Source organism: Micromonospora sp. DT227, from assembly GCF_049841835.1.
Taxonomy (GTDB): domain Bacteria; phylum Actinomycetota; class Actinomycetes; order Mycobacteriales; family Micromonosporaceae; genus Micromonospora.
This window is the reverse complement of the sequence record NZ_JBNCLA010000002.1, coordinates 529,723-545,130: the sequence shown is the minus strand read 5'-3', so window position 1 is coordinate 545,130 and position 15,408 is coordinate 529,723. Positions and strand designations below refer to the sequence as shown.

Here is a 15,408-nt window from a genome sequence, read left to right as displayed (position 1 = left end):
TGATCGCGAGATGGAACCGCGACGTGATCCGCGTGGCGCGTTGGTGCGACCGTACGCGGTCACCCGCGGCCGCACCGAGCCGTTGCAGAACATCGCGCTCGAGGCGGTCCTGTCGAGCACGGCCACCCAGTCCGCCGAGGCGCGGTTCGCCGGGCACGACAAATACCGCATCTCCTCGGTCTGTGAAGGCCGGGCACAGTCGCTGGCGGAAATCGCCGCTTACACCCGGATGCCGCTGGGCGTCACCCGGGTGCTGGTCGCCGACATGGTGGCCGAGGGCCTGCTGACGCTACACAGTGCCGCTCCCGCGACGGGCTTCGCGGCGCGGATGAACCTGCTTGGAAGGGTGCTAAGTGGACTTCGCGAACTATGACCCCGACGGGGCGAGCCGCGGCCGGGAGATCATCTCCGCGAAGATCGTGATCGCGGGTGGCTTCGGGGTGGGTAAGACCACCCTGGTCGGGGCGATCTCCGAGATCCAGCCGCTGACCACCGAGGCGTTGATGACAGCGGCCGGCGTGGGCATCGACGACTCGTCGAAGGTGCCGGGCAAGGAGACCACCACGGTCGCCATGGACTTCGGCCGCATCACCATGGCCGAGGACCTGATCCTCTATCTCTTCGGGACGCCGGGCCAGACCCGCTTCTGGTTCATGTGGGACGAGATCATCCGGGGCGCGGTGGGCGCGGCGGTGCTGGTGGACACGCGCCGGATCACCGACGCGTTCGCGCCGCTGGACTACTTCGAGAACCGCAAGCTGCCGTACGTGGTGGCGCTGAACCGGTTCGACGACGCGCCGCACTACGAACTGGAGGAGATCCGGGAGGCGCTCGCCATCTCGCCGGACGTGCCGCTGGTGATGTGCGACGCGCGGCACCGGGACTCGGTCAAGCAGGTGTTGGTGACCGTGGTCGAGCACGCCATGCTCCGGCTCCAGGCCGAGCACGGCTACCCGGCCTCGGTGGGCTGACCCGGCGCGTCGATTCTCAGCTACTGCGCCTCTGAGCTGGGAAAACCTAGGATCCTCTCGAGCGCTATAACGCTGTGTGAAGAAGTTTTCACAGTGTGCGCAGATGAGAGGGGATCCGATGCGCACAGTCAGAGGCATCACCGCACTGGCCGCCGGTGCCGTGCTCGGCGTCGGCCTGGTGGGGGCGCCCGCCCAGGCGGCGGTGACGAACGACACCACCCGGGCCAACACGTTGACGGCGATGCAGGGGGAGGCGTTCGCGTACGCCAGCTACCTGGCGTACGGGGCGGAGGCGGCGCGTAACGGCCACGGCGGCATCGCCAAGCTGTTCACGGCCACCGCCGCCACCGAGCTGAACGAGCACTTCACCGAGGAAGCGGCGCTGATCGACTTCGTCGGCTCGGACGTGGCGAACCTGCGCGAGTCGATCGCCGGCGAGTGGCACGAGGCGACAGTGGTCTACCCGGGGTTCGCGCGGCAGGCCCGCCGCGACCGGTGCCCCCGGGCTGCCCGACTCTTCGACGAACTGGCGGCCGACGAGGCGAGGCACGCCTCGCAGTTCCGCCTCGCCCTGTTCGCCATCACCCATCCGGGATCCGGGGCGCGGGTCCCGGTCGGCGAGGCCGTCTCGCCGGTGCCGATCACCGCCGGTGGGCCGGTCTGCTCCGGCGCGACGCAGGCCAACCTGGAGGCGACCATCCACGGCGAGGCGTTCGCGTACGCGAAGTACACGCTCTACGCCCGGCACGCCCGTGACGGCGGTCGGCTTCGCCTGGCCCAGCTCTGGGAGAACACCGCCGGTCAGGAACTCGGCGAGCACTTCAGCGAGGCGGCCACGCTCGCCGGCCTGGTCCGCGGCGACGCGGCGAACCTCCGCACGGCCATCGACGGCGAGATCTACGAGGCGACCACCATGTACCCGTCCTTCTCCCGGCAGGCGGCGTCGGTCGGCGAGGACGAGGCGGCCGACCTGTTCGCCGAGATCGCCCACGACGAGGCCGGGCACGCCTCGGCGTTCCTGCTGGCCCTGGTCGACCTGGAGGTCGGCGGCGCGGGCGGGGCACGCGACGCCCGCCGGAGCTGAGCCGGCTCAGTCCACCCGGAGGCGGTAGCCGCGCTTCACCACGGTCTGCACCACCCGGGGCGCTCGCAGCCCCACCCGCAGCCGGGCCACCGCCATCTCGACGGCGTGTTCGTCAGCGCCCCGGGGCAGCGTGCGCAGCAGCGCGGTGCGGGAGAGTACCTTCCCGGGCGACGCGGCCAGCGCCCGCAGCACGGCCATCGGGGCCGGCGCCAACTGGCGCAGCTCCCCGTCCACCACCGCGGCGTGACCGCGCAACGTGAGCACGTGCCCCGCCGCCTTCACCGAGACCGTGCGGCGGGGCAGCTCCTCGACGAGGGGCGGCACCGGCGCGCCGCCGGGGGCCCGGCTCGGCGCGCTGACCGGCACCCCACGCCGCACCAGCGGTTCGGCGGTGACCGTGCCCACGCACCCGGCCAGCACGTCGCCGCGCAACGCCGCCAGCACCGTCTCGGTCCGGTCCCCGGCGGCCCGCAGCAGCGCCTCGGCCGCCGGGGCGGAGGTGAACGTGACGGCGTCGACCAGCCGGCCGGCGACCAGGTCGATGAGCCGGTGCAGCGGCGCCGGGTCGGCCGGTGGCGCCCACCGGTAGACCGGCACCTCGATCACCGTGGCCCCGGCCGCGACAAGCGCCTCGGTGCACTCCGGCTGCCGGTCGCCGTGCAGTTGCAGCGCCACCACCTGGCCGGCCACGCCGCGCCGGACCAGGTGCTCGACCACCTCGTCGCAGGACTCCGAGGCGGGCGACCAGTGCTCACGCAGCCCGGCCGCGCGGATCGCCCCGGTCGCCTTCGGCCCGCGGGACACCACGTACGCCCGGGTGAGCGTGTCCCGCAGCGGCTCGGCCAGCCCCCAGCCCTCGGCCGCCTCCAGCCAGCCCCGCATCCCGATGCCGGTGTTGGCCATCAGCACGTCCGGCGGGTGCGCCAGGCAGGCCCGGGTCGCCTCGCGCAGGTCGGTGTCGTCGGCCAGCGGCACGATCCGCAGCGCCGGGGCGAGCACCACCCGGGCGCCGCGCCGCTGGAACAACGCGGCCAGCTCGTCGCGCCGCCGGTCCGCGGTGACCCCGATGGTGAAGCCCGCCAGTTCGTCCCGCATTCACTCCTCCTGCCGCAGCCGCACCTCGACCAGGCCGTCCCGGCAGCGCACCCGGTGCCGCCGCAGCGTCACCCCGGGCAGGTCCAGGCAGTGCCCGGTGGTGAGGTCGTACACCTGCTTGTGCAGGGGGGAGGCGAGCGTCGGCACCCCGCCCCGGCTGCCCACCAGGCCCCGCGACATCACGTACGCGCCGCCCACCGGGTCCAGGTTGTCCACCGCGAACAGCCCGCCGACGGTGCGGAAGAGCGCGACCTGCACGCCGTCCACGAGCGCCGCCACGCCCCGGTCGAGGTCGAGCCGGTCCAGCGGGCAGACCGGCGTCCAGCCCAGCGTCACGGTCGGGCTCATCGGCGTACCTCCGGCAGGCCCAGCACGACGGGCTGCCGCCGGCCCGCCCCGCCCGGTGGCGCACCGCGCGCCGGCACCGGCTGGCCCCGCTCCACCGCGAAGGTGATGGACGGGTCCGGCACGTCCGGCGCGTTGACGAACGAGGTGAAGCGGCGCAGCCGTTCCGGGTCCTCCAGCACGTCCCGCCACTCGTCGGAGTACCCGTCGACGTGCCGGGCCATCGCGGCGTCGAGGTCGGCGCAGAGCCCCAGCGCGTCGTCCACCAGCACCGACCGGAGGTGGTCGAGGCCGCCGTCCATGGCCTCGATCCAGGCGGCCGTCCGCTGCAACCGGTCCGCGGTGCGCACGTAGTACATGAGGAACCGGTCGATGAGTGTGACCAGCTCCTCGGTGCTCAGGTCGGTGGCGAACAGGTCGGCGTGCCGGGGCCGGAAGCCGCCGTTGCCGCCGACGTACAGGTTCCACCCGGTCTCGGTGGCGATGACGCCGAAGTCCTTGCCGCGCGCCTCGGCGCACTCCCGGGCGCAGCCGGAGACCGCCGACTTCAGTTTGTGCGGCGCGCGCAGGCCCCGGTAGCGCAGCTCCAACGCGATGGCCAGCCCGACCGAGTCCTGCACGCCATACCGGCACCAGGTGTCCCCGACGCAGGACTTCACCGTGCGCAGCGCCTTGCCGTACGCGTGCCCGGACTCGAAGCCGGCGTCGACCAGCCGGCGCCAGATCTGCGGGAGCTGGTCGACCCGCGCGCCGAACAGGTCGATCCGCTGCCCGCCGGTGATCTTGGTGTAGAGCTGGAAGTCCCGCGCCACCTCGCCGATCGCGATCAGCTTCTCCGGGGTGATCTCGCCGCCGGGGATCCGGGGCACCACCGAGTAGCTGCCGTCGCGTTGCAGGTTGGCCAGGAAGTGGTCGTTGGTGTCCTGGAGGGACGCCGCCTCGCCGTCCAGCACGTGCCCGGTGCCGAGCGAGGCGAGGATCGAGGCCACCACCGGCTTGCAGATGTCGCAGCCGCGTCCGCGCCCGTGCTCGGCGACCAACCGGGAGAACGTGCCGATGCCCCGCACCCGGACCAGGTCGAACAGCTCCTGGCGGCTCAGGTCGAAGTGCTCGCAGAGCGCGGTGGACTGCCGCACCCCGGCGGCGTCCAGCAACTGCTTCAGCATCGGCACGCAGGAGCCGCAGCTCGTGCCGGCCCGGGTGCACGCCTTCAGCGCCGGCACGTCGGTCGCCCCGCCGGCGATCGCCGCGTCCAGGTCGGCCCGGGTCACCGCGTTGCAGGAGCAGACCTGCGCGGCGGCCGGCAACGCGCCGGCCCCGGCCCCCGGGCCGCCGGCCGGGGCCAGCAGCGCCAGCGGGGGACCGGGCAGCGGGCCGCCGACGCTCGCCCGCAACGTCGGGTAGGCGCTCGCGTCGCCGACCAGCACGCCACCGAGCAGCGTCCGCGCGTCGTCGGAGAGGACCAGCTTCGCGTACGAGCGGGTGGCCGGGTCGGTGTACGTCACGTCGAGGCAGCCGGCGGTGACGCCGTGCGCGTCGCCGAACGAGGCCACGTCCACGCCGAGCAGCTTCAGCTTGGTCGCGGTGTCCGCCCCGGGGAACGTGGCCGCGCCGCCGAGCAGCCGGTCGGCGACCACCTCGGCGGTCGCGTACCCGGGCGCGACCAGACCGTGGCAGACGCCCTCCACCGCCGCGCACTCGCCGACCGCCCAGATCCGCTCGTCGGCGGTCCGGCACGCCGCGTCCACAAGCACCCCGCCGCGTGGGCCCAGCGGCAGCCCGGCGGCGCGGGCCAGCTCGTCCCGGGGCCGGATCCCGGCCGCGACCACCACCAGCTCCGCGTCGACCGTGCGGCCGTCCGCGAGGTCCAGCGCGGCCACCGTGCCGTCCGGTCCGGGGCGCAGCGCCGTGGTGGCCACCCCGAGGTACGGGGTGACGCCCAGCTCCTCCACGTAGCGCCGCAGCATCGCCCCGCCGGCGTCGTCCACCTGCACCGGCATCAGCCGGGGCGCGAACTCGACCACGCTGGTGGCGAGCCCCAGCAGGCGCAACGCGTTGGCCGCCTCCAGGCCGAGCAGGCCGCCGCCGATCACCGCGCCGGTCCGCCGGCCCCCGGCGTGTGCCCGGATCGCGGCCAGGTCGTCGAGCGTCCGGTAGACGAAGACGCCCGGCAGGTCGGTGCCGTCGACCGGCGGGACGAACGCGTACGAGCCGGTGGCCAGCACCAACGCGTCGTACGGGTGCTCGCCGGTCGCCGTGGTCACCACCCGTCGCGCCCGGTCCACGCCGGTGGCCGGCTCGCCCAGCCGCAGCTCCACGCCGTCGTCGGGGGTGTGCAGGCTCAACTCGTCCGCGTCGACGCCGTCGAAGACCGCCGAGAGCCGCACCCGGTCGTACGCCGGGCGCCGTTCCTCGGCCAGCACGGTGACCCGCCACCTCCCGTCCCGGTCGCGGGCCCGCAGCGCCTCCACGAAGCGCTGCCCGACCATGCCGTTGCCGACCACCACCAGCCTGCTGATCCGCTCGCTCATGACGGCACTCCGCTTCGCTGCGTGCCGCCATGAGGCACGGTCGCGCTGAGCCTGCTGATTCGCTCGCTCATGACACCTGCACCGCCTCCCGATCCGCATCCGTCTCGCGTACCTCGTCGGTTGTCGGCGGGTCCGCCTCGGCGAGCCAGGCGGCGATGCCGGTCACCGCGTCGCGGCAGCCACCACAACCGGTGGCGGCCCGGGTCGCGGCGGACAGCGCCGCGACGCTCCGGGCGCCGGCCCGCCAGCCCGCCACCAGCGCGCCCCTGGTCACGTCGTTGCACCGGCACACGACGGCCGCGTCCGGCATCAGCGCCGGGGACGCGGCCGGCTCGGCCGGTGCGCCGACCGCGCGGCCGAGCAGCAGCGCGCGCCGGTCCGCGGGCACCGGCGCGCCCCGGTCGAAGAGCTGCACCACGGTGCCGACCGCCGGGTTGTCGCCGAGCAGGATCGCGCCGGTCAGCCGCTCGTCGCGGATCCGCAGCCGGGCGTACGTGCCGCGGGCCGGGTCGGCGAACGTCAGCTCCTCGACCGGGCCGGTCCCGTCCGGGTCGCCGGTCCCGGCCAGGTCGCCCATCGCGGCCAGGTCGATGCCGGCCGCCTTCAGCCGGGTCACCGTCGGTCGGGGCCGGTAGCGGGCCGCCTCGTCGTCCCCGGTCAGCACGTCGGCCACCACGCGCGCCTGCGTCCAGGCCGGCGCGACCAGCCCGGTCAGCGTCCCGTCGTGCTGGGCGCAGTCGCCCACCGCCGAGATACGCGGGTCGCTGGTCCGCATCCGGTCGTCCACCACCACGCCCCGGTCGACGGCGAGCCCGGCCGCCCGGGCCAGCGCGGTGTCCGGGCGTACGCCGCAGCAGAGCACCAGCAGGTCGGCCGCGAGCGGCTCGCCGTCGGCCAGGTGGAGCCGGACGCCGTCGGCGTCGGCGGTCACCCGGGTCGCCGGCACGCCGAGCCGGGCCCGGACGCCGAGCCCGGTCAGCGTGCCCGCGAGGACCGCCCCGGCGGTCGGGTCGAGCTGCCGTTCCATCAGGTGCCCGTGCGGGTGGACCACCGTCACGTCGAGGCCCCGGGCGGCGAGGCCCCGGGCCGCCTCCAGCCCGAGCAGCCCGCCGCCGAGCACCAGGGCGCGACGTGCGTCCCGGGCGACGTCGAGGATCCGCCGGCAGTCGGCGAGCGTGCGGAACGGGACCACCCGGTCGGGCAGCGGGTCGAGCCCGGGCAGTGGTGGCACCGCGGCCCGGCTGCCGGTGGCCAGCACCAGATGGTCGTAGCCGTACCGGCCGCCGTCGGCGGTGCGGACCTCCCGGGCCGCCCGGTCGACGGCGGAGACCGACGAGCCGATCCGCACGTCCACCCGTGGACCGAGCGCCTCGACCAGTTCCACGTCCGGTTCGCCGATCTTCCCGGCGAGCAGCGTGGAGAGCATGATCCGGTTGTACGCCCGGTGCGGCTCCGCCCCGAGCACGGTGATCCGCCGGTCCCCGCCCCGCGCGTGCAGCTCGGCGGCGAGCCGGGCCCCGGCCATGCCGTACCCGACGACGACGACGCGCCCGGTCATGCCCGCTCCACCCGGACCGCGCAGATCTTGAACTCGGGCATCCCGGAGACCGGGTCGAGCGCGTCGTTGGTGACCGAGTTGGCGCGGGCCGCGCCGGGCCAGTGGAACGGGGCGAAGACGGTGTCCGGCCGGATCGCCGGGCTGAGTCGGGCCGGCGCGCGCAGCTCGCCCCGGCGGGAGACCACCCGTACCGGCGTCCCGTCGGTCACGCCGAGCCGGGCGGCCAGGTCGGGGTGCAGCTCGACGAAGCCGCCCGGCGCGGCCCGGCGCAACGCGGCGACCCGTCGGGTCTGCGTGCCGGACTGGTACTGCGCCAGGACCCGGCCGGTGGTGAAGTGCAGCGGATATTCGGCGCAGACCGGCTCGGCGGCCGGGCGGTGGGTCACCGGGTGGAACCGGGCCCGGCCGTCCGGGGTGGGGAACCGGTCGGGGAAGAGGCGGGGCCGGTCCGGTCCGTCGACGTCCGGGCATGGCCAGAACACGCCGTCGTCGGCGTCGATCCGGTCCCAGGTGATCCCGGCGTAGTCGGCCGGGCCGCCGGCCGAGGCGCGCCGCAGCTCCTCGAACACCGTCCGCGGGTCGGTCGGCAGCGGTGCGCCGCCGGTCAGGCGGGCGGCCAGCGCGGCGAGGATCTCCAGGTCGGTGCGGACGCCGGCGGGTGGCGGGCGGAACGCGCGACGGCGCAGCACCCGTCCCTCCAGGTTGGTCATCGTGCCGTCCTCCTCGGCCCACTGGGTCACCGGCAGCACCACGTCGGCCAGCTCGGCCGTCTCCGAGCGGAGCAGGTCGGCGACCACGAGCAGGTCGAGGTCGCGCAGCCGGGACTCGATCCGGGCCGCGCGCGGCGCGGAGACGACCGGGTTGGAGCCGAACACCAGCAGCGCCCGCGGCCCGGACGGGGTGCCGAGCGAGTCGAGCAGTTGGTAGGCGGGCACCCCCGGGCCGGGCAGCGTCGCCGGGTCGACGCCCCACACGCCGGCCACGTGCTCCCGGGCCGCCGGGTCGTCGATCCGCCGGTAGCCGGGGAGCTGGTCGGCCTTCTGCCCGTGCTCGCGTCCGCCCTGCCCGTTGCCCTGCCCGGTCAGGCAGCCGTAGCCGGAGCCGGGTCGGCCGGGCAGGCCGAGCGCGAGCGCCAGGTTGATGAAGGCGGTGACCGTGTCGACGCCCTTGGCGTGCTGCTCGGCCCCCCGGGCGGTGAGGATGATCGCGCGGTCCGCGCCGGCCAGCGCGCGGGCGGCGGCCTCCAGGTCGGCCACCGGCACCCCGGAGAGGCGCTCCACCTCCGCCGGCCAGCAGCCGGCGACGGTGCGCCGGACCTCGTCGAACCCGGTGGTACGCGCCGCGACGTACGCCCGGTCGACGAGGCCCTCGGTGAGCGCGATGTGCAGCAGCGCGTTGGCCACCGCCAGGTCGGTGCCGGGCAGCGGTTGCAGGTGCAGGTCGGCCTGGCGGGCGGTGGCGGTGGCCCGGGGGTCGATCACGATCAGCCGGCCGCCGCGCTGCCGCTGGTCGGCGACGTGCCGCATCAGCGGCGGCATGGTCTCGGCCGGGTTCGCGCCGACCAGCAGCAGCGTGTCCGCCCGGCCCAGGTCGGCGAGCGGGAACGGCAGGCCCCGGTCGACGCCGAAGGCGCGGTTGCCGGCCGCGGCGGCCGACGACATGCACCAGCGTCCGTTGTAGTCGATGTGCCGGGTGCGCAGCGTCACCCGGGCGAACCGGCCCAGCGCGTACGCCTTCTCGTTGGTCAGCCCGCCGCCGCCGAAGACCGCGACCGCGTCCGGGCCGTACCGGTCGCGGACCGTGTGCAGGCCGGCGGCGACCCGGTCGAGCGCCTCGTCCCAGCCCGCCGGGCGCAGCTCGCCGCCGGGCCGGTCGCGCAGCAGCGGCGTGGTGAGCCGCTCCGGGTGGTCGAGCAGCTCGGCGGCGGTCCAGCCCTTCTGGCAGAGCCCGCCCCGGTTGGTGGGGAAGTCCCGCGCGGCGACCTCGACGCCGTCGCCGGTCCCGCGCAGCACCATGCCGCACTGCAACGCGCAGTACGGGCAGTGCGTGGCCGCCTCCCGGGGGAGCACCCCCGATCGCGTCGCCACGCGTGCACCGTCTGTCATGTCGGAAAAGCGTGCCGCCGGGCGGTTTCCGGCCCGGGTCCCTTCTGTTTCGGTCCTGTCAAGAGCGCCTCACACCGCACGGGCTGACGGAGCGGATCGACTGGTCTAGAATGTGAGAAAATCGTCCCACAAAATGGGAGGCAGATGTGCGTGTGACGGATGCTTTCGACGCCGTGGCCGGCCGCTACGACGAGGCCCGACGCCGGCTGGTGCCCTGCTTCGACGCGTTCTACGGCACCGCGATCGAGGTGGCCGCGCCGCCGCTGCGGGCCGCGCTGGCCGCCGGGCGTACCCCCGAGGTGCTGGACCTGGGCGCGGGCACCGGCCTGCTCTCCCTGCTGCTGTCCGCGGCGCTCCCCGGCGTCCGACTGACGCTTGTGGACGGCGCGCCCGCCATGCTCGCGGTCGCCACCGGCCACCTGACCGCCCGCGGGGTGCCGCACCGCACGGTCCACGCCGACCTGGCCGACCCGCTGCCCGCCGGCCGCTACGACGCGGTGGTCTCCGCGCTGGCCATCCACCACCTCGACGACGACGGCAAGCGGGCGCTCTACCGCCGGGCGGCGGACGCGCTCGTGCCCGGCGGTGTGTTCGTCAACGCCGAGCAGGTGGCCGGCCCCACCCCGGCGCTGGACCGGCGCTACGACGAGGTGTGGACGGCGCGGATCACGGAGTTGGGCTCCGACGCCGACGAGATCGCCGCCTCCCGGGAACGGATGCGCTACGACCGGCCGGCCACGGTGGCCGACCAGTGTCGCTGGCTCGGCGAGGCCGGCCTGACGGACGTGGACTGCTTCTTCAAGGAATGGCGCTTCGCCGTCTTCGGCGGCCACCGTCCCGTCTCCGAGTGACCGACGCGGCCGAAGTTCAGATCTTGGTACGAAATGGCCCCGCCAGGGGCCATTTCGTACCAAGATCTACGCGATTCCCAAAGGTCGGAAGGCATTGTCGTGTCCGGTTCACCGGTCCGCGCGAGCGGGGATGACTGGCGGTCATACCGGTGGGTATTCTGCTCGGCATGACCGCCAAGGTGACACTGTCGTTCTCCGACGAGACCATCGAGGAGGCGCGCCGGTTCGCCAAGCGGGAAGGGCTCTCCCTCTCCGCCTGGATGGACCGGGCCGCCCGGGAGAAGGCGCTGCGCGAGGTCTTCACCGCGCACGCCGCCGCGGTCAGCCGGGCCGGCCTGGACCTGGAATCCGCCGCCCTGGCCGACGCCCAGGAGGCCGCGATGGTCGACGACGCCCTGTTCGGCGGCGGGCGTCCGCGTGCTGCGTAGGGGCGAGGTCTGGCGCATCTCCGGCGCCCGGGAACGGTACGGCCTGGTCATCAGCTCCGACGTCTACAACGCCACCGACGTGCCGATCGTGATGGTGGCCGAGGTGGTCGAGGAGTCGCTGCTGCGCGACTCGCCGCTCGCGGTGCGCACGGGCGGCTTCGTGGTGATGCCCGACCGGCTCTCCTCGCCGATGAAGAAGTGGTTCACCGAGTGCGTGGACGTGGCGGACGCCGAGACCATGCAGCGGGTCGGCCGGGCGCTGCGGATCCTCCAGGAGCTGTGACGATCTCACCGTTGCGGTCCGGCGGACGTGCGGTAGCCGTTTCCGGCCCGACGCGCGCGGGGCACCCCGGGGAAACCGCCCGCTCCTAGCGTCCTCCTCGTCACCGACGAGGAGGAGTCGCCGTGAGCACGCTCGCTTCAGCCCCGACCCCGACCGCGCCCCCGGCGCCGGCCGCCACCGGCCGCCCGGGACCGATCACCGACTGGCGTCCGGAGGACCCGGCGTTCTGGGCCGCCGGCGGCGCCCGGATCGCCCGACGCAACCTGTGGGCGTCGATCTTCGCCGAGCACGTCGGCTTCTCGGTGTGGAGCCTCTGGTCGGTGACCGTGCTCTTCCTCGGCCCCGGCTACGGCATCGACCCGGCCGGGAAGTTCCTGCTCACCGCCGTGCCGGCCGCGTTGGGCGCGGTGCTGCGGCTGCCGTACACGCTGGCGGTGGCCCGGTTCGGCGGCCGGAACTGGACCATCGTCAGCGTGTTGCTGCTGCTGGTGCCGGCGGTGCCGATGGCGGTGCTGATCCGGCCCGGCGTGTCGTACGCCACGCTGATGGTGCTGGCCTGCCTGTCCGGCGTGGGCGGCGGCAACTTCGCCTCCTCGATGGCGAACATCAACCTGTTCTTCCCGGACCGGCTCAAGGGGCGGGCGCTCGGGCTCAACGCCGGCGGCGGCAACCTCGGCGTACCGGCGGTGCAGCTCGTCGGGCTGGCGGTGCTGGCCACCGTGGGGGCCGCGTACCCCTGGCTCGTGCCGGCCGTCTACCTGCCGCTGATCGTGCTCGCCGCGCTGGCCGCGGCGCGGTGGTTGGACAACGTCCCGGGGGCGCGCAACGAGCCGGGCGCGCTGCGCGCGGCGGCCCGTGACCCGCACACCTGGGTGATGTCGCTGCTCTACGTCGGCACGTTCGGCTCGTTCATCGGCTTCGGCTTCGCCTTCGGTCAGGTGCTCCAGCTCCAGTTCGCCGACCGGTTCCCGACCCCGGTCGACGCCGCCTGGCTGACCTTCCTCGGGCCGTTGGTCGGCTCGCTGGTCCGGCCGGTCGGTGGCCAGCTCGCCGACCGGCTCGGTGGGGCGCGCGTCACGTTCTGGAACTTCGTCGCGATGGCCGGCGGCGCCGGGCTGGTGCTGTACGCCGCCCGGGACCGGTCCTTCCCGCTCTACCTGGCCGGGTTCCTGGCGCTCTTCGTGTTCTCCGGGATCGGCAACGGCTCGACGTACAAGATGATCCCGGCGATCTTCCGGGCCCGGGCCGTCACCGAGGCCGAGCTGACCGGGGACCGGGAGGCGGCGCAGCGGCGGGCGCGGCGCCTGGCCGGCGCGTTGATCGGCATCGCCGGCGCGGTGGGCGCGTCCGGCGGGGTGCTGGTGAACGTGGCGTTCCGGCAGTCGTTCCTGACCTCCGGCACCGCCGACGCCGCCTACCTGGCGTTCGTCGGCTGGTACGCGTTGTGCTTCCTGGTGACCTGGGCGGTGTACCTGCGACCGGGGCCGGGTAGGCTGGCCGGCGTGTGACAGGCGCCACGCGCAGGCGCAGGTCGAGCGCGGGGCGACCCCGTTTTGACCTGCCACCGGGCAGCCGGGTATCGTTGCCTGCTGTTGTACGACATTCTTAGGCGTGCCGCATCAGGTACGCTTGGTCGTTCGTGCGCGCTGGTTCGACTGGGAAGCCCCGGTTACCTCGGCGCGCGACCCCAGACCGACGACGAGACAAGGTAGACCTGTGCGTACGTACAGCCCGAAGCCGGGTGAGATCGAGCGTCAGTGGCACGTCATCGACGCCTCTGATGTCGTGCTGGGCCGCCTGGCGACCCACGCCGCCACGCTGCTGCGTGGCAAGCACAAGCCGACTTTCGCGCCGCACGTCGACACGGGCGACTTCGTCGTCATCGTGAACGCGGGCAAGGTCGCGCTGACCGGCAACAAGCGCCAGACCAAGGTCGCTTACCGCCACTCCGGTTACCCGGGTGGTCTGAAGCGGGTCGGCTACGACGAGCTGCTCACCAAGCGGCCCGAGCGGGCCATCGAGCTGGCCGTGAAGGGCATGCTCCCGCACAACAAGCTGGGCCGTCAGATTCTCAAGAAGCTGAAGGTCTACGCCGGTGCCGAGCACCCGCACGGCGCGCAGCAGCCGGCGCCGTTCGAGATCAAGCAGATCGCGCAGTGAGCGCGGGCGAAGGAAGCAGCATGACCGACATCACCGAGACCGAGGTCGCCCCCGAGGCCACCGAGGCGCCGGCGCCCGTCGCGCGCGCGCCCCGCGGTGACCGCCCGATCCAGACCGTGGGCCGTCGCAAGGAAGCCATCGTCCGGGTCCGGATCATCCCGGGCAGCGGCAAGATCACCTGCAACGGCCGCGACCTCGAGGCCTACTTCCCGAGCAAGGTGCACCAGCAGCTCATCAAGGACCCGCTGGTCACCGCCGAGAAGCCCGAGGCGTTCGACGTGATCGCCAACCTGCGGGGCGGCGGCACCACCGGCCAGGCCGGCGCGCTGCGGCTCGCCATCGCCCGGGCGCTGATCGTCAACGAGCCCGACGACCGTCCGGCCCTGAAGAAGGCCGGCTTCCTGACCCGTGACGCCCGGGTCAAGGAGAGCAAGAAGTACGGCCTCAAGAAGGCCCGTAAGGCTCCCCAGTACTCGAAGCGCTGATCACCAGCGTCTTGTACTTCTGACGGACGGCCGGGTCCGCCTCCCTTCTGTGGGGGCGGCCCGGCCGTTCCGCGTTTCTCTCCTCAACGGCAGTTCCACGGAGGTTGGCGGGTATGGGCCGGTTGTTCGGCACGGACGGCGTACGCGGGCGGGCGAACGCGGATCTCACCCCGGAGTTGGCGCTCGCGGTCGCGGTGGCCGCGGCCCACACACTGGCCGAGACCGACCGGAGTCATCCGCCGCTCGCGGTGGTGGGCCGGGACACCCGGGCCAGCGGCGAGATGCTGGAGGCGGCGGTGGTCGCCGGCCTGACCAGCGCCGGCGCCAACGTGGTGCGGGTGGGTGTGCTGCCCACCCCGGCGGTGGCGTTCCTCACCGCCGAGATCAAGGCCGACCTGGGCGTGATGCTCTCCGCCTCGCACAACCCGATGCCGGACAACGGCATCAAGCTCTTCGCCGCCGGCGGGCACAAGCTGCCCGACGAGATCGAGATGCGGATCGAGGCGGCCGTCGAGGCGAACGCCACCACCGCCTGGGACCGGCCGGTCGGCGCCGGGGTCGGCCGGGTGAACGACCTGCTCGACGGGGCGGACCACTACGTCCAGCACCTGGTCGGCACCGTGCCGCACCGGCTCGACGGGATCAAGGTCGTGGTGGACTGCGCCAACGGCGCGGCGGCCGACGTGGCCCCGGTGGCCTACCAGGAGGCCGGCGCCGAGGTCATCGCCATCCACGCCGAGCCGGACGGCCTCAACATCAACGACGGGTGCGGCTCCAACCACCTCGACGCGGTGCGCGCCGCAGTGGTCGAGCACGGCGCGCATCTCGGCCTCGCCCACGACGGCGACGCCGACCGGTGCGTCGCGGTCAGCGCCGACGGCGCGGAGGTCGACGGCGACCAGGTGATGGCGATCCTCGCGCTGGCCATGCGGGACGCCGGCGAGCTGACCCAGGACACCCTGGTCGCCACCGTGATGAGCAACCTCGGCCTGCGGCTGGCCATGTCCGCGCACGGCATCCGGCTGGTCGAGACCAAGGTCGGTGACCGGTACGTGCTGGAGGAACTGCGCGCCTCCGGCCTGGCGCTGGGCGGTGAGCAGAGCGGCCACATCGTGCTGCCCGCGTTCGCCACCACCGGCGACGGCGTGCTCACCGGCCTGCACCTGATGGCCCGGATGGCGGCCACCGGCGCCTCCCTGGCCGAGCTGGCCGCCGTGGTCACCAAGCTGCCCCAGGTGCTGATCAACGTGCCGGTGGGCGACCGGACCGTGGGCGCCGCCGCGCCGGCCGTCCGCGCCGAGGTCGAGCGGGCCGAGGCCGAGCTGGGCGAGACCGGCCGGGTGCTGCTGCGCCCGTCCGGCACCGAGCCGCTGGTGCGGGTGATGGTCGAGGCGGCCACCGAGGACACCGCACGCGCGGTCGCCGAGCGCATCGCCGAGCACGTTCGCACCGCCAGCCCGGTCGCCTGATCGGGCGTCCGGGTAGTCGCCTGACCGGGCCGGCCCGCGTACC

At 74.2% G+C, this 15,408-nt stretch carries 15 protein-coding genes; 10 read left to right on the top strand and 5 right to left on the bottom strand.

Translation table 11 applies throughout. The features are described 5' to 3' along the window. Window positions 1-10: 10 nt before the first annotated feature. The 3 genes from ACLQ2W_RS11465 (at window position 11) to ACLQ2W_RS11455 (ending at window position 2,055) form a co-directional block, all read left to right on the top strand. Entirely contained in the window at window positions 11-373 is a 363-nt protein-coding gene (locus tag ACLQ2W_RS11465) for a DUF742 domain-containing protein (protein WP_091065900.1), read from the top strand. Then, entirely contained in the window at window positions 354-971 is a 618-nt protein-coding gene (locus ACLQ2W_RS11460) for a GTP-binding protein (RefSeq protein ID WP_281938056.1), read from the top strand. Before ACLQ2W_RS11465 ends, ACLQ2W_RS11460 begins: the two co-directional genes overlap by 20 nt. A 118-nt stretch (window positions 972-1,089) precedes the next feature. Further along, window positions 1,090-2,055 (top strand): ferritin family protein, encoded by a 966-nt coding sequence (locus ACLQ2W_RS11455; protein WP_425786357.1) that lies wholly within the window; start codon window positions 1,090-1,092, stop codon window positions 2,053-2,055. A gap of 6 nt (window positions 2,056-2,061) precedes the next feature. Here the strand turns inward: ACLQ2W_RS11455 and ACLQ2W_RS11450 are convergent, their stop codons facing one another. The 5 genes from ACLQ2W_RS11450 to ACLQ2W_RS11430 form a co-directional block, all read right to left on the bottom strand. After that, complete coding sequence (locus tag ACLQ2W_RS11450; protein ID WP_425786356.1) at window positions 2,062-3,150, bottom strand: uroporphyrinogen-III synthase; 1,089 nt, start codon at window positions 3,148-3,150, stop codon at window positions 2,062-2,064. After that, complete coding sequence (nirD, locus tag ACLQ2W_RS11445; protein ID WP_405091213.1) at window positions 3,151-3,498, bottom strand: nitrite reductase small subunit NirD; 348 nt, start codon at window positions 3,496-3,498, stop codon at window positions 3,151-3,153. It abuts the gene before it with no gap. After that, window positions 3,495-6,026 (bottom strand): nitrite reductase large subunit NirB, encoded by a 2,532-nt coding sequence (gene nirB, locus ACLQ2W_RS11440; protein ID WP_425786355.1) that lies wholly within the window; start codon window positions 6,024-6,026, stop codon window positions 3,495-3,497. Before nirB ends, nirD begins: the two co-directional genes overlap by 4 nt. A gap of 67 nt (window positions 6,027-6,093) precedes the next feature. After that, window positions 6,094-7,584, bottom strand: a complete 1,491-nt coding sequence (locus tag ACLQ2W_RS11435) for an FAD-dependent oxidoreductase (protein WP_425786354.1) — start codon at window positions 7,582-7,584, stop codon at window positions 6,094-6,096. Then, on the bottom strand, window positions 7,581-9,689 hold the full coding sequence (locus ACLQ2W_RS11430) for a molybdopterin oxidoreductase family protein (RefSeq protein WP_425786353.1): 2,109 nt from the start codon (window positions 9,687-9,689) through the stop codon (window positions 7,581-7,583). The genes ACLQ2W_RS11435 and ACLQ2W_RS11430 overlap by 4 nt, the downstream gene beginning before the upstream one ends. A 152-nt stretch (window positions 9,690-9,841) precedes the next feature. Between ACLQ2W_RS11430 and ACLQ2W_RS11425 the strand changes: the two genes are divergently transcribed. From ACLQ2W_RS11425 to glmM, 7 genes are all read left to right on the top strand, one after another. Then, window positions 9,842-10,540 (top strand): class I SAM-dependent methyltransferase, encoded by a 699-nt coding sequence (locus ACLQ2W_RS11425; RefSeq protein WP_425786352.1) that lies wholly within the window; start codon window positions 9,842-9,844, stop codon window positions 10,538-10,540. A 167-nt stretch (window positions 10,541-10,707) separates the two neighbouring features. Further along, window positions 10,708-10,968, top strand: coding sequence for a DUF6364 family protein (locus ACLQ2W_RS11420; RefSeq protein ID WP_405091208.1), 261 nt, complete (start codon window positions 10,708-10,710; stop codon window positions 10,966-10,968). Next, window positions 10,958-11,251, top strand: coding sequence for a type II toxin-antitoxin system PemK/MazF family toxin (locus tag ACLQ2W_RS11415; protein ID WP_425786351.1), 294 nt, complete (start codon window positions 10,958-10,960; stop codon window positions 11,249-11,251). Before ACLQ2W_RS11420 ends, ACLQ2W_RS11415 begins: the two co-directional genes overlap by 11 nt. A 122-nt stretch (window positions 11,252-11,373) precedes the next feature. Next, window positions 11,374-12,759, top strand: a complete 1,386-nt coding sequence (locus ACLQ2W_RS11410; RefSeq protein WP_425786350.1) for an MFS transporter — start codon at window positions 11,374-11,376, stop codon at window positions 12,757-12,759. A gap of 208 nt (window positions 12,760-12,967) precedes the next feature. After that, window positions 12,968-13,411, top strand: a complete 444-nt coding sequence (gene rplM, locus ACLQ2W_RS11405; protein WP_174528511.1) for a 50S ribosomal protein L13 — start codon at window positions 12,968-12,970, stop codon at window positions 13,409-13,411. A 20-nt stretch (window positions 13,412-13,431) separates the two neighbouring features. Continuing rightward, on the top strand, window positions 13,432-13,896 hold the full coding sequence (gene rpsI, locus ACLQ2W_RS11400) for a 30S ribosomal protein S9 (RefSeq protein WP_089155217.1): 465 nt from the start codon (window positions 13,432-13,434) through the stop codon (window positions 13,894-13,896). Between the two features lie 113 nt (window positions 13,897-14,009). Next, window positions 14,010-15,365 carry a phosphoglucosamine mutase gene (gene glmM, locus ACLQ2W_RS11395; protein ID WP_425786349.1) on the top strand — a complete coding sequence of 452 codons (1,356 nt, stop codon included), beginning with the start codon at window positions 14,010-14,012 and terminating at the stop codon, window positions 15,363-15,365. The last annotated feature ends 43 nt before the right edge of the window (window positions 15,366-15,408 follow it).